Consider the following 18,470-nt stretch of genomic DNA (forward strand, 5'->3'; position numbering starts at 1 on the left):
GCCGATGAGCCGTGCCACGCTGCTCGTCCTGGCCGACGGCCGGTTCCCGGCCGGCGGGCACGCTCATTCCGGCGGCGCCGAGGCGGCCGTCGCGGCCGGGCGTGTGCGTGACGCGGCTGGCCTGGAGGCGTTCTGCCGAGGGCGGCTGCACACCAGCGGGCTGACCGCGGCGGGGCTCGCGGCCGCGGCCGCCGCCGGGCTGGACCCGCTGCTGCTGGAGGAGGCCGCCGACGCCCGCACGCCCTCTCCGGCCCTGCGGCAGGTCGCGCGCACGCTCGGACGGCAACTGCTGCGCGCCGCCCGAGCCGTCTGGCCCTGCGCCGAGCTCGACGCGCTGGCCACTGTCCGACCGCGCGGCGCCCATCAGCCCGTGGTGCTCGGGGTGGCCGCCCGCGCCGCCGGGCTGAGCCCGTACGACGCCGCCTGCGTGGCGGCCCATGAGAGCGTCAGCGGCCCGGCCGCCGCGACCGTCCGCCTGCTGAGCCTGGACCCCTTCGACGCCACCGCCGTCCTGGCCCGGCTCGCCGCCGACCTCGACCACGTCGCGCGGCGGGCCGCCGAGGCGGCGGGGCGCGTCCACGCCGACGGCGTCGCGGCGCTGCCGTCCGCCTCGGCGCCGCTGCTCGACATCACCGCCGAACAGCACGTGGCCCGCCCGGCCCGCCTGTTCGCCTCCTGACACCTGTACGCCTGTCGTCCGACCACGGGAGCGCCATGCACCTCCACCACGACCACGACGTCTCCGCCGGCTCAGCCCATCACCCCGGCGGCCGCCACGGCGCGCTGCGCATCGGCCTGGGCGGCCCGGTCGGCTCCGGCAAGACCGCCACCGTCGCAGCCCTGTGCCGCGCGCTGCGCCAGGACCTGTCCATCGCGGTCGTCACCAACGACATCTACACCCGCGAGGACGCCGAGTTCCTGCTGCGCGAGGCCGTACTGCCCGCCGAGCGCATCAGGGCGGTCCAGACCGGCGCCTGCCCGCACACCGCGATCCGTGACGACATCTCCGCCAACCTCCAAGCCGTCGAGGACCTGGAGGAACTGCTCGGACCACTCGACCTGATCCTCATCGAGTCGGGTGGCGACAACCTCACCGCGACCTTCTCCAAGGGCCTGGTCGACGCGCAGATCTTCGTCATCGACGTCGCCGGCGGCGACGACATCCCGCGCAAGGGCGGCCCCGGCCTGACCACCTCCGACCTGCTGGTCATCAACAAGACCGACCTCGCGCCGTACGTCGGCGCCGACCTGGCGGTCATGGCCCGCGACGCCGAGGCCCAGCGCGGCGAGCTGCCCGTCGCCTTCACCGCCCTGAAGACCGAGGACGGCGTCAGGCCCGTGGTGGACTGGGTCCTGCATCGCCTGGCGGCCCGAGCCCCGGGGCCCGCATGACCCTCGCACCCCATGCCGAGCCGGGTGTGTGCGGCACCGCTCGCATCACGGCGACCCGCGCGGGGGAGGGCACCGTACTGTCCGCCCTGGCCGGCGACGGCCCGTTCCACCTGCGTCGCCTCCACTCGCACGGTGACCAGGCACGGGTGTGCGTCCTCGGCGCCATGAACGCCCCTCTCGGCGGCGACCGGCTGCGCGTCGAGGCCACCGTCGAACCCGGCGCCCACCTCCACATCACCACCGCCTCGGCCGCGATCGCCCTGCGCGGCCCCACCCCCGAGCCCGCCACCTACGACGTGCACCTGACCGTGGGCGAGCACGCCGGTCTGCACTGGCTGCCCCAGCCGCTGATCTCCGCCGCCGGCAGCAACCTGCGCCAGACCTGCACCGTCGACCTGGCCGCCACCGCGCGCCTCGTCCTCCGCGAGGAGCAGGTCCTAGGGCGCTTCGGCGAGCCTCCGGGCCGGCTGGCCGTCCGCCTCGTCGTCCACCGCGACGGACACCTCCTGCTCGACCAGCAGACCGCCTACGGTCCGGACGTCCCCGGCTGGGACGGTCCGGCCGTCCTGGCCGGTCACCGCGCCGCCGGCCAGATCCTCGTCGTCGACCCCGAGCTGGAACGTCACCCGCTCCAGGCCCGGCTGTTCGGCGACGGCCCGGCAACCGGCCAGGCCGCGCTGACCCCACTGGCCGGCCCCGCCGCCCTGATCACCGCCCTGGCCCCCGACAGCCTGCGCCTGCGCCACCTCCTGGACGCGGCCCACCCCACCGACTGACCTTCTCGCCTCTCAACCGGCGGTCGCCTTGGCGTAGTGGAACACCTCGGGAGGAAGCCGATGATCCAGACGCCAGACGAAGCGGACGGGCCGCTCACCCTCATGACTCACGTACCGCATGGGCCCCGCGTACGTGTAAGGCGGAGCCCCCAGCCCTTCGTCGCGCTTGGACTGCCTGACGAGCAGATGGACCGTGGACGCGCCCGTCATGTAGCGGCGGGCGGTGGCGGCCGACGAGCGCAGGGTGCTCTGCGACTCCCACTGGAACAGGTCCTCGCTGATCGCCCGGTCGTGGTAGAGCGTGGTGGGGGAGTAATGGTCCTCCGACTTGTCCACGGTGACGAAGAACAGATCCGCCTGGTGCGCCTGCACGTATTTGACCCCTTCCCGCATGTGCGCGGGCCGGTCGATGCCGAAGGCGGCCAGGACCTCGTTCTTGCTGTAGCGGGCGTGCACGTGCAGGGGCACGACCGGGTCGAGAGGCGGGACCACGTGACGCAGGCCGGAGCGCAGCACGTCCGCGAGCTCTGACAGTTCCGCCGCGCGGGCACCCGTGAGGCGGGCGAACCGGGCCTCCATCCCGGAGGTCGGCTCGGTGCCGCCCCACAACATCACGTCGAGCATGGCCATCAGGCGTAGCTCACGCGGCGATCGCGGAGCCCTTCCGGCCAGCACCTCGGTGAGGAAGGCGAGCCGCTCAAGGTCGTCGATGTGCAACATCCTGCCGAAGGCGCGTCCGAGCGCCGCGTCACCCGATGTGGCGCCGAAGCCGGCGGCGTGCCGCAGCGACGCCCAGCCCGGGCGGCTGCGACGGTAGAGGTCCTCGACGTCCAGTCCGGTCTCCTGCAGGAAGGTGGACAGGTTGACGTCTCCGAGGTCGCGGAGTTCGCGTGTCAGGTCCCGCCAGTTCAGGTTGAGCGCCTGCCGGACGTTGTCGAGAACCAGCCGGCGTACGTCGCGGTCCAGGTCGATCACGCAGCCGGCGGGCAGCGTCGGGAAGCCCTGCTCGATCTCCCGCGCGATGCCGGTACGGCTTGCGCCGGTGAGCGCCCGGTAGCGCCGGTCGAAGCGGAACTGCTTGTGCTGGTGGCCGACGAAGTCGAGCACGGTCAGGCATGGTTTGTCGTCGGCGAGCCGCAACCCGCGCCCGAGCTGCTGCAGGAAGACGGTGGCGCTGTCGGTGGGCCGCAGGAACAGCACGGTGTCGATCTCCGGGACGTCGACGCCCTCGTTGAAGAGATCGACGGTGAACACGGCGTTGATCTTTCGGTCTCTCAGGTCGCGCAGCGCCTGGTCGCGCTCGTCACGCAGGCTGTGCGCGGTGACGGCGACAGAGGGGAGCCCGGCCCGGGTGAAGCGGTCCGCCATGAAACGGGCGTGGTCGATGCTCACGCAGAAGCCGAGGGCCCGCATCCGCCCGACGTCGCCGATCTTGCGTTGCACGGTCTCCAGGACCACGGCGGCGCGGCGGTCGTTGCCGGTGTAGACGTTGGAGAGCTGGCCGACGTCATAGCCCTGACCCCGGCGCCAGCCGATCTGACGCAGGTCGGTGCCGTCGTGGACGCCGAAATACTGGAACGGGGCCAGCAGCCCGCGCTCCAGCGCCTCCCACAGGCGCAGTTCGGCGGCTATGCGGCCGTCGAACCAGCCCTTGATGTCCTGGCCGTCGGCCCGTTCCGGCGTGGCGGTCAGGCCCAGGAGCACCTTGGGGCGCACTCCGTTGAGCAGTTTCCGGTAGGTGGCGGCCTCGGCGTGGTGGAACTCGTCCACGATCACCATGTCGTAGCGGTCCGGCTCGGGGAGCGGGTTGGCGTCCAGGGTCTGGATCGAGGCGAACACGTGCCGCCAATGCTCGGGGCGGGCGCCGTCCACGTACAGCTCGCCGAACGTCTCGTCCCGCAGCACCTGCCGGAAGGTGAGCAGGCTCTGCCGCAGGATCTCCTTGCGGTGGGCGACGAACAGCACCGACTCCGCCTGCCCGGCCGCACGCAGGCGCCGGTAGTCGAGCGCGGCGACGACGGTCTTGCCGGTGCCGGTGGCCATGACGACGAGGTTGTGCCACCGGTCGTGGATCTGCCGTTCGGCGTCGAGCTCGTCGAGGATCTCGCGCTGGTAGGAGTACGGGCGGACGTCCACGTGTGCGAAGTCGAGCATGACCGGCCGGCCACCGGCCCGCTCGGCGGACAGGGCGCGGTCGAGCCGCTCGGCATCGTGCGCCGGGTCGTAGGGCTCGAACGACGGATCGCCCCAATAGTCGTCGAACGTGGCGGAGAACGTGTCGATCAGGTGCGGCTGTTCGGCCTGGGCGAGGCGGACGTTCCACTCCAGGCCGTGGCTGAGGGCGGTGCGCGACAGGTTGGAGGAGCCCACGTAGGCGGTGGACAGGCCGTTGCCCCGATGGAACAGCCACGCCTTGGCGTGCAACCTGGTCATCCGGGTGTCATAGGAGACGCGGATCTCGGCGCCCATGGCCGCCAACCGGTCCAGCGCCAGGCGGTCGGTGGCACCGATGTAGGTGGTGGTCACGACCCTCAGCCGGCCACCGCGCTGGAGGAACTCCTCGATCGCCGCCGCCAGGACCCGCACGCCGTTCCACTTCACGAACGCGCACAGCAGATCGACGTGGCCGGCGGAGGCCAGCTCGCGCTTGAGCTCATGGCCGATCTCCGGCTGTCCTCGGCCGTTGACCAGCAACGCGCTTCCGGTGAGGGGAATCACCGGCCGCGCGGGAAAGCTCACGCCCCCGCCCGCGTCCCTGCCCCTGGCGATGCCCAGCAACTCATCCGCGGCCTCGACGAGTTCCTCGGGCGCGGCGGCCTCGGGCACCAGCTCACCGAGCAGGTCGGCGACCCGGTTGACGATCTCCACCTGCCGGGCCAGCCGTACCGTGTCGCTCTCACCGCGCACAGAGCGCAGCGCCCGGCGAGTGAGCGCGGCCAGGTGGCGGGCCAGCGTCTCGTGAGAGTCGGCGAGATCCAACGACCGGCGATCGATCAGCTCGTGATCGGACACCGCACGCAGCCGGGCGTCCACGTCGCGAGTGACCAGATGCTGGTAGACACCAGGCTGAAGATCGCTCATCTCGGCGACTATAGGGCGCGGCCGCCCACCGCGAAATGGTTTACGCCGAGCTCAGGAAACCTCCCCAGGAGTACGGCCCGCCCGCGACTTCGGCCCCGGCCGTCCACCATCTGCTCCAGGAGCACCGACACCGAAAGTGTCGGTGCGGCGGCGTAGTGTCACCGGCATGGCAGCCCTTGGGCGCGGCATCCGCGGCGTGAAGCCCCCGGCTCCCGCGGCATTGGGAAGATGCAGCAGCCTCGCGCATCACCGGAGATGGCCAAAGCTAACCACGGCGCTACTTTTTGTCAGACTGACAAAAACATACGGTCGGGCCATGAGCGACGATCCATGGGAGCCGCCGGCCATCTTGCTCGCCGTTGACCTCGTCATCCTCACCTTGCGTGATTCGCGGCTGCACGTGCTGCTCGTCGAGCGCGGCATCGAGCCGTACAAGGGCACTCAGGCGCTGCCGGGCGGCTTTCTGCAGCACTCGCAGGAGAGCCTGTTCGCCGCCGCTCATCGGGAGCTGGCGGAGGAGGCCGACCTGGACGTCGAGACGCTCCGGCTGGAGCAGCTGGGCGTCTACGACGACCCAGGCCGTGATCCGCGAGGCCGCGTGGTGAGCGTCGCCTTCCTGGCCATCGCCCCGAGGCTGCCCGAACCGACCGCCGGCACCGACGCCGCCGACGCGGGCTGGCGACCCACCGACCTCGTGCTCTCCGGTGACCTACGGCTCGCCTTCGATCATCGCCGCATTGTCACGGACGGCGTCGAGCGCGCCCGGTCCAAGCTTGAGCACTCCGCGCTCGCCACGGCTTTCTGCGGGCCGACGTTCACGATCACCGATCTTCAGGACGTGTACGAGGCGGTGTGGGGCATGCCGCTCGACCCGCGTAACTTCTACCGAAAGATCAAGAAAACCGACGGTTTCATCATCCCGGCCGACTCGGCGCGCAAAGCCACGGCCGGACGACCGGCCCGCCTGTTCAGGGCCGGCCCTCAAGAGGTCCTCCATCCCCCGATGATCCGTCCCGTCGACTCGCCGAACGGAAAGGAGCAGGTGCTGTGAGCCCCGTCGTGATCCTCACCGCCCTAGACCTGGAATACCAGGCGATCAGAGAGAAGCTGGCCGGCCTGCGCCTGCGTCGGCACCCGCAGGGCACCCTCTTCGAGGTGGGCCGCCTGGCGGATGGACGATGCGAGGTGGCGCTGGCACAGGTCGGCAAGGGCAACCACTCCGCTGCGGTGCTGGCCGAACGGGCCATCTCCGAATTCCGTCCGGCGGCTCTCCTCTTCGTGGGCGTGGCCGGCGCGCTGCAGCCGCACATCGCTCTCGGAGACATCGTGGTGGCCACGCATGTCTACGCCTTCCACGGCGGCACCAGCGAGGACGAAGGCTTCAGGAGCCGTCCTCGCGTCTGGCCGACCTCGCATGCCGCCGAGCAGATCGCCCAGCACCTGCACCGCGGCAACTCATGGGCCAAGGGGCTCGACCCGCGCCCGAACGTGCACTTCGGGGCGATCGCCGCCGGTGAGATAGTCCTGAACTCCCGGCTTTCCGAGCACGCCCGCTGGATTCGCGACCACTACAACGACGCACGGGCGATCGAGATGGAAGGCGCCGGCGTGGCACAGGCCGGGCACCTGAACCGGGCGCTTCCCGTCGTCGTGATCCGCGGAATCAGCGACCGGGCCGACGGCACCAAGGAAGCCACCGACCGCGAGCAGTGGCAGCCGCGAGCCGCCGCCAACGCGGCCTCGTTCGCCGCGGCTCTGGCCGAGGAGTTGTTCACCGACGAACCCACGACAAGGAGCTCCCCCATGCCCGAGACGGTCAGGAACATCGCCAAGGGAAACGCGCACGTGGGCGTGCAGGCAGGCATCGTGCACGGCGGCATCCGGATCACCCCTGCGACGCCGCAGCCGGCGGACCTGCCCGAGGCGCTGGCCGGCTTCCGTACCCGCCTCTGGCAGGCGTGGGCGGACGGGCGCCTGGACGAGGCGACGTACAAGGCCGCCGAGACGGAACTGGTCACGGCCGACCAGGCCCTGGAGACGAAGACGCCAGAGCGCAGGAACACGCTGACCCTGGCACTGAAGAAGCTGCGCGGGCTCGTCGGCGACGTGGCTGAGCTGGCCGCCGAGCTGACCGTCATCATCGCCTTGGTCCAGTCCCTGTCATGACAGATCCAGGGCACCGCGTCGAGAACGCGGCCACGGACTCCACGATCGGAGTGCAGGCGGGGACAGTGCACGGCGACGTCATCTACATGACGAGCCCACAAGACCCGCCCGAGAAGAAGTTCCGGGACGGCGTCTCCTTTCTGAAAGGCCGCATGCCGGGCCCCGCTCGACGACTCATCAACGAGGCCAGGGTCGACTACGCCACCAACGAGGTCTTCTTCTACTGGTTGCTCGCCATGGTGAGCGGCCGGACGCGGCACGAGCTGACCAAGGAGGAAGCCGCCCAGCTACGTGACCGGCGCACCATCATGCGACTCTCGGGCGACGACCCGTGGCGGGACGGTGTCCGCATCATCGACCGGCTCCTGGAGTCGGCGGGAAAGGCCGAGGAGGACATCCGGATCGTCGTCAAAGACCTCGACGCGCTCCGCGAACCCCAACGCAGCCTGATCCTCGACCACTTGGAGCTGTACCTCGACGGCCCGATCGAAGACCATCTGTGGCACCTCGCGCTGACGAAGGCCAAGAACGAGCAGATGGCCCATGACCGAAAGGATCGGATCTGGAAGTTCTTCCATCCGGCGCCGAAGAAGCCCGAGCCCTGGGTCCCGAAGCCCCCCGACACACCGGTCGCTACTCGGGCTCAGGCCCTGACCGCGACAGTTCTGCACGTCATGGCGGCCGCGTACCTCGGCTATCTGATCCTGCAGAGCGGTCGCGTCCTTCTGGTGCTCGCCTACGTGCTGGGCATCGGAGGCGCCTACGTCAGTGCGCCGAACGTCGCCGACTGGCGCTTCCGTGTCGTACGCCGTCGCGCCAAAGACTGGGAGTACCTGGGGCCCAGGAGCGAAGCCAACCCCGGCAGCTTCGCGAAGAAGGCCGAGAACCGCATCGACCACTACTTCGCCAGATACCTACCGCCGGGCGTCGACCGTGACAACTGGATGGCCCACACGGCAGGAATCCGCCGTGGCCTGCGCGATGAGATCGCGGCGGTCTACGGAGGAAGGGGGATCGGGGTTGAGCGCCTCGCCTGGCTGATCCGGCACCGGGCGACGCAGGCCAACGCCCGCCATAGAAGAGGCACGCTGCGGAGCTACCGGGAGGAACTCGCCACCCCCGGACGAACGAAGGCTCTGGCGATACTCGGACTCCTCACCCTCGCAGGTGGAGGCGGCTGGGCCGCGGTCAACGCCGTACCGGTCGAGCCCCTGCCGGCAATCGGCACGATCTTGCTTTTGCTGGTCTCCGGGTGGATCGGTTCCCGTGCGTGGCTCCACATCATCCTTGAGCGCCGCCGCCACGCCGCCGACGAGCTCGAAAGCGACGAGACCTACAAGGACGACCTGGCTGCACTGGACCGGTGGCGCGCGAGGATGGCGGACAAACCCCGCGACGAGGAGATGGCCGGCTGGCTGGACTGCGACCGTAAGGCGCTCCTCGACGAGGCGTTGCGGCACTACAGGCTGACCATGAGCCACGTCATCGCGCACGCCTTCATCGAGGCTCCCGCTCGGTCGAGCGCACACGCCCGCCTACAAGGCGGCCCATGGCGCTACAAGAAGTACCAGCTCCTGGTCTTCCTCATCACCCAGGAAGGCGTCCGCCAGGTCACCGTCAAGCTCGACTTCATGAACGGCACCTTCCACGACCGGCAGCGGCTCAACTACCGCTTCGAAACGGTCGCCGCCGTACGGGTCAGTCAGTCGGACAACGACGAACGCGTCTTCCAGCTCTCACTGGTCAACGGTGAGGAGATCAGCGTCGAGGTGAGCTCGGGGATGGAAGAGCTGCAACAGGGAGAGGTTCCCGGAGCGGTGTCCAAGGTGTCGTTGGACGCCGCCGGCCTTCCCCACACGCTCCACGTCCTGGAAGGAATCGCCGCCGAGGGGAAGAGATGGGTCGAACAGCAAGAGCTACGCACGGGAAACCTCACGGCCGCCTTGAATGACGCCGAATAGGCTCTCGCCGAGGGCCTCCTTGGCGCGCGGATCCTGATCAAGTGTCCCCGTAGGCTCTGATCATGGTCGAGAAGGTTGAGGAGATCGTCGCGCTCTTATCGGATCTGAACGATGTGAACGGCGTGCGCGACATGGCCGAGCAGCGTCTGGCGGAAGGTGATGCCGCGTTCGTCGCGGATCTCGGGGTCGCGTTGTTCAGGACGTACGGGGCGGCGAAGCGGCCGATCTGGCAGTACAGGAGTGTCTTCGACTCAGTGTTTCGCCTGCTGACCGTCGCCGCCGACGCAGAGCATCTTGGACATGCCCTGCGTCTCATCGGGACCGTCGCTTCCGGTGACCGCAAGATGGCGCGCTATGCCGCGTCGCTCCTGGCCTCAAGCCGGCCGGCGAGCGATCTGACGCGCGCCTTCGCTGGAGGCCAGGTGCACGCCGGAGGGCTGGAAGAGCTCCGTGCCTGTCTCGTACACGAGCTGGTGCTGCGCGGAGAAGCCGTCGGTGACCTGCAGGGGATCGCGCAATGGGCGACATCTCGGCACCGGGGGCACCACCCCCTGAGCTGGTTGCCGCTGCACCGCTCCTCGATCGAGCAGAGTCCCGATCTCCCCAGCTACAGCGTCCACGGTTCCAGCTATTCCCTACCGTTCGGGCCCTTTGACACCGGAGTCGGTCCCGCTCCCGCGGGGGACGGCGAAACCGCTTCGGCGGTGGAGACCACCACGCCATCGGCGGCGGCAGAGATGGCGAGAGCCGTCGCGAACTGGGCCGAGGAATCCAACGGCCGGATCGAGGCACGCACGTTCGCGCTCAGCGCTGCCGGCGGGTCGATCGCGAAACTTCTCTCCGTGCTGGACTTGGACTGCCTTGCCCCGGAGGGGCAGCGGTCGGCGCCATCGGCCTTCGCCTGCGCTCCCCCGCAGGTCTGGCAGGTCCTCTTCGCCGCAGCTTCCACCGGAGGCGCCTACAACAACGGTCTCCACGGTGCATATGGGCGCCTGGAGGCGTGGAAATCGATGGCGGGACTCTCCGGAGCACCGCAGACCGCTACCTTCGCCGACGTTGAGCGTCACATCCATGACCACCGGTGGTTCACGTTCTCCGCAACGACGAAGTGGTTCGAGCAGGTCGCCTGGGACATCGCCGTCGCGGCCCTGTCACCTGACGGCCGAAGCCTCGCCGTCCTGGCGGCGACCGACACCGACTGAGGGGATCGAGCGGTTGCCAGAACGCTGCGCCGCCGGTGCGTAGCCTCTCCGCGACGGCGCCTTCGACAGCGACCACCTCTCCATGCGGGGATGGCACCACGCGGACGCCAAGACCAAGGGCCGTACCGACCCTGGTGTGGTGTTGTGGCGCCCCACACGCCGGTCGCCTCCGCGTCCGGTCATCTGTTCGATCACTCTGGGCGTGCGCGGTTGCCCTGCCGGTCTTCCAGCGTGGGGCGTGCGAGCAGTTTGTCGATGCTGCGGCGTTCGCGTTTGGTAGGACGCCCCGCGCCCCGAGCTCGGACGGCCACCGCCACGGTCTCCTCGCGCGGAGGGGGCGGAGGGCTCTTGTCGACGTAGCACTCGGCGGCCACGGCGGCGCCGACGCGCTTGGTGATGGCCCGGGAGACGACCACGATGCGTTCGCGTCCATCGTGCCGCAACCGGACCTCGTCCCCGACTCGCAGGGCGTGCGCGGGCTTGACCCGGACCCCGTTGACCCGTACGTGACCGCCCCGGCAGGCGTCGGAGGCGATCGAACGAGTCTTGGTGAGCCGTACCGACCAGATCCAGCTGTCCACTCGCACACTCAGCTGCTCACCTGCCATCCCGACACTGTACTGAGAACGCCGTCCCGCCGACATCAAGCCTGTTCAGGGGCCTCAAAAGGGGCGGCCGAGGATCCCCGCCAGGACGGCTGCCGTGCCCCCGCATTCGAGACCTGACGCCTACGAGAACGGGTCCATGTACGGCCGGTCTCTGACCAGGTCGAAGATACGACGCAGCCACGGCTGTGGAACCGGTGCCAGCCGCTCCAGCGTGCTGAGGAACACTCGCCCGTCAGGACGGAAAAGAGTGTGCGGCAACAGCGGAGGTGGATCGTCGCGGCGAACGCCGGCAGGCATCCCGCGCGCCGCGGGCATGAGCCGCCGATCGTCGTTGAAGGCCATGTACGTCCACACGTCCGCGGCCAGCGGCACCACCGTTCCCGCGGCACCCGGCCAAACCTCGCCGGTCTGCGGGTGCTTCGGCACCAGGGCGATGTCCGTGATCGTGGGGGACAGGCCTGGCCCGGCCAGGACGAGCTGTCGTTCCGGTGGCCCCGTGGGGAGCAGGCTGTCGATCGCCCGGCGAAACGCCGCAGCGACAGGCCCCTCAGGGACGGCTACTCGCCTGCCGGCCGAGATCACCAGCAGGTGCGCCAGCGCCACCGCGACGGCGACAGGACGCACGGCGTCCGGCTGCAGCCACACCACCTGCCAGAACCCGCAGTCGTCGACGCGGGTCGCCACCGGACAGCCGCACTTCGCGCAGGCCAGGTTGGGACCGTATTGGCCGTCCCAGCCGCAGCAACATCCGCCCAACCGCTCCGGGATGAAGACGGTCCCGCGGACGTCGCCGGGCGCGATGGCGATCCTGTTCGAGGGGCCCGTGATGCGGTACGTGAGCAGTCGGACGCCATGTTCTTCCGGCTCGGGTTCGAACGGCTGCCAAGGCCGGCCGTTTCCGGGGTCCACCGCGTATGTTCCCGGTCGCAGCAGATGGGCGAGCAGGTCATGGCCGTACTTCTGGCCGGAGTGGTCAGGGAGCGCCACCCGCGCTACCCGCGCGGTCATCACGGCGCCGCACTCCGCACAGGCAAAAACGACCAAGCAGCCTCCTTCACCGCGAAGCGACACGATCATGGTGACGCAAATCCCGCCTTGTACGGAATTTCGCTACGGGGAGACCGGCGGCCCTGCCGGGCGTCGCCGTCTCCGACCACGTACGGCAGGGCCGGGGCCGGCGGGTCAGCCGGGCAGTCGGTCGGTCCATTCAGTGCTGATCGTGACGGGCCCGCTGGAGTGCGCGGTGCCTCCGCTGAGCGGCGCCCAGACGGAGGTACTGCGGAGCTGTCCGGTCTCCGGGTCGATGGTGAGTGTTTCCTGACCGTCGAGCACCGGCACCTGGAACCGCCGTCCGCCGTCGGCGTCGCCGAGGTCCTGGACGCCGGGCCGGGCGGCGAGTGCCCGGTAGGCGGCGGCGCGGACCTCGGGTGAGACCGGGGCCTCGCTGACCAGTGACAGGAGGGTTTCCATGGCGGCCCACTCCTGCTGTTCGGCGTTCAGCTTGCCGGCGCTGGTGCGCAGATCGCCGTCCGCGATGGCTGACTTCAGCTTCTCGTACAGGTTGTTCTCGTCGCCGGGGAGCTGCCGTAGCTCCTCGAAAGTCATCCGCAGAGGGCCTATCGCGAACGGCTGAGGCTTGTCGGTGAACTGCTTCAGCTTGCCCTCACCCTTGAGCCCTTCGCCCTTCAGCCAGAACTGACCGTCCTTCTTGTACCAGTACTCCTGCTGCGGCTTGCCCTCCTGGGTGATGGTGATGTGCCAGTACGTCCCTGACCCCTCGGGGGCGCGTTCCGCAGAGGTGGCCGCGACGAGCAGGACGTCTCGCGCACCAGCGGCCGACGGGGAGTTCCCCGCCTGGCCGGGGACGATCACCAGAGCGGCTGCCACTGCCACGGCGGCCAGCCCCAGCACGGGCGCCAGTACGCCGGCGCGCAGCAGCTTGCGGCGGGGCCTGGCAGGCTTCGACTCTTCTTGCAGAGCGGTCATCACGAACTCCTTGAGCAGCTGGTGACGGCCCTCAGGAAGATCCCGTTCCTCCGAGAAGATGTTCATTGGGTGCTCTCCTGCATGGACCGGGCCGCGGTGTCGCGGTCGCCATCTATCTGTCGCCGGGTCACGGCGAGTTCCAGCTTTTTCCGAGCCCGGGACAATCGTGATCTGAGCGTCCCGATCGGAATGCCCAGTGCCTCGGCCGCCTCGGCGTAGTCGAGCCCGGCCCCGACGCACAGCAGCAGCACATCCTGTTCATGTCTGCGTAGTCCTCCGATCGCCGTACGCAGCTCGGCCAACCGCTCCTTGTCCGCGATCTGCCCGACCAACTCCTCGGCGAAATCCGGGACGACATCGTTCCGGGGCACCCTGACCATCACCTCCTCGTGACGCCGTCTGGCCCGTCGCAGGTTGCGAGCCACGTTGGTGGCCACCACGAGCAACCACGGCCGCAACGAACCGCCGTCCGGGGCGAGCCGCTGCCGTAGCCGCCACGCCTCCAGGAAGGTCAGCGACACCACGTCGTCGGCCACCGACCAGTCGCCGGTCATCCGGTAGGCGTGGTTGTAGACGGCTTTGGCGTACCGGTCGAAAAGCTCCTCGAACGCGCGTTGATCGCCATCTCGTATGCGGGCGCGCATGTTCACATCCACACACTGCACTGTCCGCGGACGCGGGCGAGTTCCCGATCGGCCGGTTCGGATCGGACCTTGTCGTGATGGAGCGGCTACGAGCGACGGTGCCCTGGACCTCTCCCGCATGTGGATTCTTCGTAGATCAGGGCGTTAAGGGGGCATACCGTCCCTTCCCTGGTCGAACGTGTATCGGCTTCATCAGCGCCCTGACGTCGTACTCGCCGACCGCGGCCATGACCACGACAGGTGCCGCCACCTGGTCCGCGAGCTGCAGATCCGCCCTCTGTTCGCCTGCCTGGGGAAACACCGTTACGTGGTCGAGCGGACCTTCGCCCTGCTTCATGCGTTCTGACGCCTGCGCATCCGCTGGGGGGTCCACGACGACATCCACGAAGCGTTCCTCACGCAGCTCTAAGCCAGGCTGTACCGAAACCTGTACTCCCGACGTCAGGCGAGACACAAGCTCAGCGCTCTACCTCAGTTAGGCCCTGAGGTGCGGAGACGTGCGGCCGCTCGCGAGCGAAGAGCGCGCCGAGAGCCGCGGCGAGAAGGGGAAGGCCGCCTACGACGCCCATGATGGCCGGCCACGGGGTCTCGAACGGCACCCGTACTGGCTCCTCCCACGTGGTCCGCATCGTCAGAGGCCACAGCAGCAACATCCCGGCGGGACACCCGACGATGGCGCCGAGGACTGTTCCGCACAGGGCGCTCATACCGGCGCGGGAGGCGCAGAACCACCGAAAGGCCCCGGCCGATCCACTACCGGCCCGCCTCATGACCCGGGCCTGGCGCGAGTTCGCGGCCCTGCCGAAGCCGGACGTCAGCGCGCACACGAGGGCGGCGAGGAACGCCGCCACGGTGATGGGCAGCCACCCGATCGAAGCCTCGAAGCCCCGTTCGACGTAGATCTCCGCGACTGCGTCGTCCAGTCGATCGTCGAGGCGCTGCTGCTCCTGGGCCGTGACTCGATGGAGGGTGGGGTCGACGATCAGCTCGCTCGGTTGGAGCTGATAGCCGAGATCCCGGACGATTTTCGAAGGGACGAAGATCGTCTCCATGTGGGGGTCGGAGGTCCTGGCGACGATCGCTCGGACGGTCTTGCTCGCCGTGGTCTCATCGTTCTTGTCGATCTCGTAGGCGAGGTCCACCGAGTCGACCTTCACGTCGGCCGACGTGATCACCACGGCCGTGCCCTCGTCGTAAGGCGTCGACTGATCGCCCGTGAGGTACCGCAGCAACTTCTCGTCACCGATGGCCTGATCCCAGTAGACGGCCTCCTCTGGCGTCTCGACGTGCTCCGCCGTGGCGCGGAAGAACCAGGATGGGTCTGGAACGGTCTCGCTCTGGGCGATCGGCACGCCGGGCAGTTCCCGCTCCATCGCCGCTCGTACGGTGGCCGCGTCCGCGGCTGAGAAACCCCCCAGGTGCGCAGGGCTTGACTGCACCAACAAGCTGCCGGGCCTCCCTGAGGGAAGGTATTCGGCCCTGCTCTGCGCCGTTTCGCCGACCGCGATGACCGTCAGCGCGAGGCCGAAGGCCGTCACCGTCATCGCCAGCGTGATCGCGAGCACCGCACGGGATCGACGGTGGGCCAGATCGCGGACCGCCAGGCGAAGAGGCAGCGGCAGCCGTTCCGCGAACGGACCGAGGCTCTCCAGCAGCCACGACGGCAGCGGGCCGAGACCGGCGGCGAGCAGAGCCGCGCCGATGAGCGTGATCAGTAGGAAACCGAAGAAATCGATGGCGCCGTAGCGTGAATCTTCACGCGCCAGCCACGCGCCGAGCCCCATCATCCAGAAGCCCACGAACGACGCGAACAATCCTAAGACGACGGCTCTTCGACTCATCAACGTGTGACGGTTGGCCGGGGCGGAAAGCAACGCGGTAGGAATGGCCCCCGCCGCGGTCATCAGAGGAAGGCCCACGAGGATGACGACGATCAGGGCCTCGAAGACGTAGAACTCAAGATCGGACAGCATGCCGGAATAGTAGTGAGCCGTCACGGCGTCGTATACGCGCGTCCGCCACGCTGGTGCGGCTCCTCCACGAGACCTGGGAACGTCCGCGCAAGTTGCCGGCTCGGCCGACAACGGCATTTCCAGGTAACCGCACCTACTCAAAGGCCGATGTTGTCGGCGGGGTGGCTGCGGTAGTGGTCGGCGGCGGCGGCGGCGATGTTGCTCCAGCCGATAAGAGGGCCAGGCCGGACCTGCGGCTGAGAAACCGCAGGCCAGGAGCCTGAAGCCGTTCCAGATGAGTGCCCTCAGGCAGAACTCGCCTTAGGAGTCCGACGGACGACAAGACCACATCATGCCCTCTGCCTGCATCTTTGTAGATGGGGCAGAGCGTGCGACGTTCGGCGGAAAGATATCGGAAAAGATCGCGGCTGCTGATGTGGTGGCTGTCGCCATCTTGGAATGGCTGGCCCGCTGCTTGAGGGTCTGTCGGGGACTTAAGGCAGGCGCTGTCACGCCGGTGAATCGTTGAGAGGCCATGTCCAACTGGTGGCCGCACGTGAGGCGCACCGGGAACGCCCTGGAGACCCGCCGGCCAGGCGTCAATCCAGATTGCGGCAAGCCCAGACAAGGGTTCGTGATCACGGACTCCACGAAAGTCCCTGCGGGATGACCCCTGCTTCGCGAAGCTCACGTGGCGAGACGACCCTGGCGAGGGGCGGGCGAAAGCCCTTCTTGGAATATTTCGATATAGCGGATCGACAGGGGGTGCGTTCATAAACCATGGACAGTGAAACTCTGCGGCTGGCGGAGCCAGGCACTGAAGGGGTTGGCCCGCCAGCCGCGCCCGCCAGCCGCGCCCGCCAGCCGCGCCCGCCAGCCGCGCCCGCCAGCCGCGCCCGCCAGCCGCGCCCGCCGGCTCAGGCGGCAGGAACACTGGCGACGAGCCCGCCGTCCACGACCAGGTCCTGCCCGGTGATGTAGGCAGCCTCGTCAGAGGCCAGGAACGCCACCGCCGCCGCGACGTTGTCGGCGTGACCGAGGGCGCCGAGCGGTACCTCGGCCGAGTTGCGTGCCTCGCTGCCCGGGTCGGGGTTGGCGTCGCGGTACATCTCGGTGTCGATGTAACCCGGGCTGACCGAGTTGACCCGGATGCCGCGCGGCGCGAGGTCGGCGCCCAGCGTCCGGGCGAGATTGTGGACGGCTGCCTTGCTGGCGGAATACACGGAGGCGACGGACAGCCCGCGATACAGCGTCCAGGACGCGTTGATGACGATCGCGCTGCCGTCCCCCATCAGCGGCAGCGCCTTCTGGATGGTGAAGAAGACGCCCTTGAAGTTGACGCCGACGGTGTGGTCGAACTCCGCCTCGGTGATCTCGGCGCTCGGTTTGAACACACCCACGCCGGCGTTCGCGAAGACCGCGTCCAGGCCACCGCGCCAGGTTTCGATCCGCCGCATCAGAAGGTCGAGGTCCGCCGGGGAGGCGACGTCGGTTCGAACCGCGAGCACCCGGCCCGTGCCGGACTCTGGCAGGGCGTCCGTCAAGCGGGCGGCCGCAGTGTCGAGACGGACCTGGTCGCGTCCGGTGATGACGACGTACGCGCCTTCGCCCAGGAGCCTCTGCGCCGTGGCGAAGCCCATGCCACTGGCCCCGCCGGTGATCAAAACGGTCTTGCTCAGGAATCGGTTCATGCGGCAATCCTCAAGCGGATCGTCCGTTTCCAGCAGTTCCGGCTGAACCTAGGTCTGGTACCACCACCTTCAGGCGCTCGCCATCAGCTCCGACAGCCGCGCCCCGGTGGCAGTGCCCGGCTGCGGAGTGTGCAGCATCAGCCGGTGTCCTGGCCGGTCGGGCAACGACAGTGACCTGTACTCGAAGAGCAGCTCACCCGTCTCCGATGTGCGGACGACCTTGACGCCCTCAGTCGCATTGCCGACCGGATGCTCGGCCCAGATCTCGGCGAAGGCCGGACTCGCGGCGCACATGTCGGCGGCCAGCCTGTCGAATTCCAGGTCGTCCGGGTAGCGGGCCGCGTCGGCGCGGAACTGGCCGACGATCATCCGGGCCGCATCCTCCCAGTGGGTCAGCGAGGAGCGGAAGCGGGCGTTGGTGAAGAAGCTCACCAGGCAGTTGTGGTCGTGGTCCGAATAGCCGAACACCAGCTGCGCGGCGCGATTGACCGCGACCAGGTTCCAGTGCCGGTCGAGGATGTAGGCCGGGGACGGGAGCCAACCGTCGATCAACCGCTGCAACTCCGCGGAGACCGGCCGGTCCGACGGCTCGGCCTGGGGCGGGTTGAGCCCGGCGAGCAGGTACAGATGTTCGCGCTCCGCCGTGTCGAAACGGAGCACCCGCGCGACAGCGTCCAGGACCCCGGCCGACACGTGGATCTCCCGCCCCTGCTCCAGCCAGGTGTACCAGGACACTCCTCCCCCCGCGAGCACCGCCACCTCCTCGCGCCGCAGCCCCTTGGCGCGGCGACCGGAGCCGGCGGGCATACCGACGTCGTACGGAGTCAACCTGGCCCTGCGCGACCTCAGGAACTCGCGGATCTCGGCACTGCGCCGTTGCCGGGCCTCTACCGGAAGTCGGGAAATATCCACTCGCCCATCGTAGGAGCTTCCGAACAGCCCCTCCGTACTACTGACACCCTGATGGCGAAGTCACCCGCGGGCTCTCTGTGGCAGCGACCGGCGATATAC

The 18,470-nt window shown here is 69.0% G+C and carries 16 protein-coding genes; 7 read left to right on the forward strand and 9 right to left on the reverse strand.

Annotated elements, in window-relative coordinates:
- Positions 1-4 precede the first annotated feature (4 nt).
- From ACIA8R_RS12545 to ACIA8R_RS12555, 3 genes are read left to right on the forward strand one after another with little or no spacing between them, the layout of a single operon-like run.
- Positions 5-679: an urease accessory protein UreF gene (locus tag ACIA8R_RS12545; RefSeq protein ID WP_397038197.1), complete on the forward strand. Its 675-nt coding sequence runs from the start codon at positions 5-7 to the stop codon at positions 677-679.
- Positions 680-714: 35 nt separating this feature from the next.
- Entirely contained in the window at positions 715-1,392 is a 678-nt protein-coding gene (ureG, locus tag ACIA8R_RS12550; RefSeq protein ID WP_397038199.1) for an urease accessory protein UreG, read from the forward strand.
- On the forward strand, positions 1,389-2,168 hold the full coding sequence (locus tag ACIA8R_RS12555; RefSeq protein ID WP_397038201.1) for an urease accessory protein UreD: 780 nt from the start codon (positions 1,389-1,391) through the stop codon (positions 2,166-2,168). The genes ureG and ACIA8R_RS12555 overlap by 4 nt, the downstream gene beginning before the upstream one ends.
- 12 nt (positions 2,169-2,180) lie before the next feature.
- Here the strand turns inward: ACIA8R_RS12555 and ACIA8R_RS12560 are convergent, their stop codons facing one another.
- Positions 2,181-5,249 carry a DUF3427 domain-containing protein gene (locus ACIA8R_RS12560; protein WP_397038203.1) on the reverse strand — a complete coding sequence of 1,023 codons (3,069 nt, stop codon included), beginning with the start codon at positions 5,247-5,249 and terminating at the stop codon, positions 2,181-2,183.
- 166 nt (positions 5,250-5,415) lie between these two features.
- On the opposite strand from ACIA8R_RS12560, the gene ACIA8R_RS12565 reads away from it, so the two are divergent.
- The 4 genes from ACIA8R_RS12565 (at position 5,416) to ACIA8R_RS12580 (ending at position 10,578) form a co-directional block, all read left to right on the forward strand.
- Entirely contained in the window at positions 5,416-6,300 is an 885-nt protein-coding gene (locus ACIA8R_RS12565) for an NUDIX hydrolase (RefSeq protein ID WP_397038205.1), read from the forward strand.
- Complete coding sequence (locus ACIA8R_RS12570; protein ID WP_397038207.1) at positions 6,297-7,415, forward strand: 5'-methylthioadenosine/S-adenosylhomocysteine nucleosidase; 1,119 nt, start codon at positions 6,297-6,299, stop codon at positions 7,413-7,415. The genes ACIA8R_RS12565 and ACIA8R_RS12570 overlap by 4 nt, the downstream gene beginning before the upstream one ends.
- Positions 7,412-9,376 (forward strand): hypothetical protein, encoded by a 1,965-nt coding sequence (locus ACIA8R_RS12575; protein WP_397038209.1) that lies wholly within the window; start codon positions 7,412-7,414, stop codon positions 9,374-9,376. The genes ACIA8R_RS12570 and ACIA8R_RS12575 overlap by 4 nt, the downstream gene beginning before the upstream one ends.
- Positions 9,377-9,438: 62 nt before the next feature.
- Positions 9,439-10,578, forward strand: a complete 1,140-nt coding sequence (locus ACIA8R_RS12580) for a DUF6183 family protein (protein WP_397038211.1) — start codon at positions 9,439-9,441, stop codon at positions 10,576-10,578.
- Positions 10,579-10,769: 191 nt separating this feature from the next.
- Here ACIA8R_RS12580 and ACIA8R_RS12585 read toward each other — a convergent pair whose 3' ends face one another.
- The 8 genes from ACIA8R_RS12585 to ACIA8R_RS12620 form a co-directional block, all read right to left on the reverse strand.
- Positions 10,770-11,186 (reverse strand): RNA-binding S4 domain-containing protein, encoded by a 417-nt coding sequence (locus ACIA8R_RS12585; protein ID WP_364103746.1) that lies wholly within the window; start codon positions 11,184-11,186, stop codon positions 10,770-10,772.
- 120 nt (positions 11,187-11,306) lie between these two features.
- The gene (locus ACIA8R_RS12590; protein WP_397038213.1) at positions 11,307-12,230 is read right to left on the reverse strand and encodes a hypothetical protein; all 924 of its coding nucleotides are present in this window, start codon (positions 12,228-12,230) and stop codon (positions 11,307-11,309) included.
- A gap of 138 nt (positions 12,231-12,368) precedes the next feature.
- Positions 12,369-13,238: a CU044_5270 family protein gene (locus ACIA8R_RS12595; protein ID WP_364103752.1), complete on the reverse strand. Its 870-nt coding sequence runs from the start codon at positions 13,236-13,238 to the stop codon at positions 12,369-12,371.
- Positions 13,235-13,828 (reverse strand): RNA polymerase sigma factor, encoded by a 594-nt coding sequence (locus tag ACIA8R_RS12600; RefSeq protein ID WP_397038215.1) that lies wholly within the window; start codon positions 13,826-13,828, stop codon positions 13,235-13,237. Before ACIA8R_RS12600 ends, ACIA8R_RS12595 begins: the two co-directional genes overlap by 4 nt.
- 124 nt (positions 13,829-13,952) lie before the next feature.
- Positions 13,953-14,201: a hypothetical protein gene (locus tag ACIA8R_RS12605; RefSeq protein WP_397038217.1), complete on the reverse strand. Its 249-nt coding sequence runs from the start codon at positions 14,199-14,201 to the stop codon at positions 13,953-13,955.
- A gap of 73 nt (positions 14,202-14,274) precedes the next feature.
- On the reverse strand, positions 14,275-15,789 hold the full coding sequence (locus tag ACIA8R_RS12610) for an FtsX-like permease family protein (protein ID WP_397038219.1): 1,515 nt from the start codon (positions 15,787-15,789) through the stop codon (positions 14,275-14,277).
- An 896-nt stretch (positions 15,790-16,685) separates the two neighbouring features.
- Positions 16,686-17,459 carry an SDR family NAD(P)-dependent oxidoreductase gene (locus tag ACIA8R_RS12615; protein WP_397038221.1) on the reverse strand — a complete coding sequence of 258 codons (774 nt, stop codon included), beginning with the start codon at positions 17,457-17,459 and terminating at the stop codon, positions 16,686-16,688.
- 69 nt (positions 17,460-17,528) lie between these two features.
- Positions 17,529-18,371: a helix-turn-helix transcriptional regulator gene (locus ACIA8R_RS12620; RefSeq protein WP_397038223.1), complete on the reverse strand. Its 843-nt coding sequence runs from the start codon at positions 18,369-18,371 to the stop codon at positions 17,529-17,531.
- Positions 18,372-18,470 lie beyond the last annotated feature (99 nt).

This window comes from Nonomuraea sp. NPDC051191, assembly GCF_044455665.1.
Classification (GTDB): Bacteria; Actinomycetota; Actinomycetes; order Streptosporangiales; family Streptosporangiaceae; genus Nonomuraea.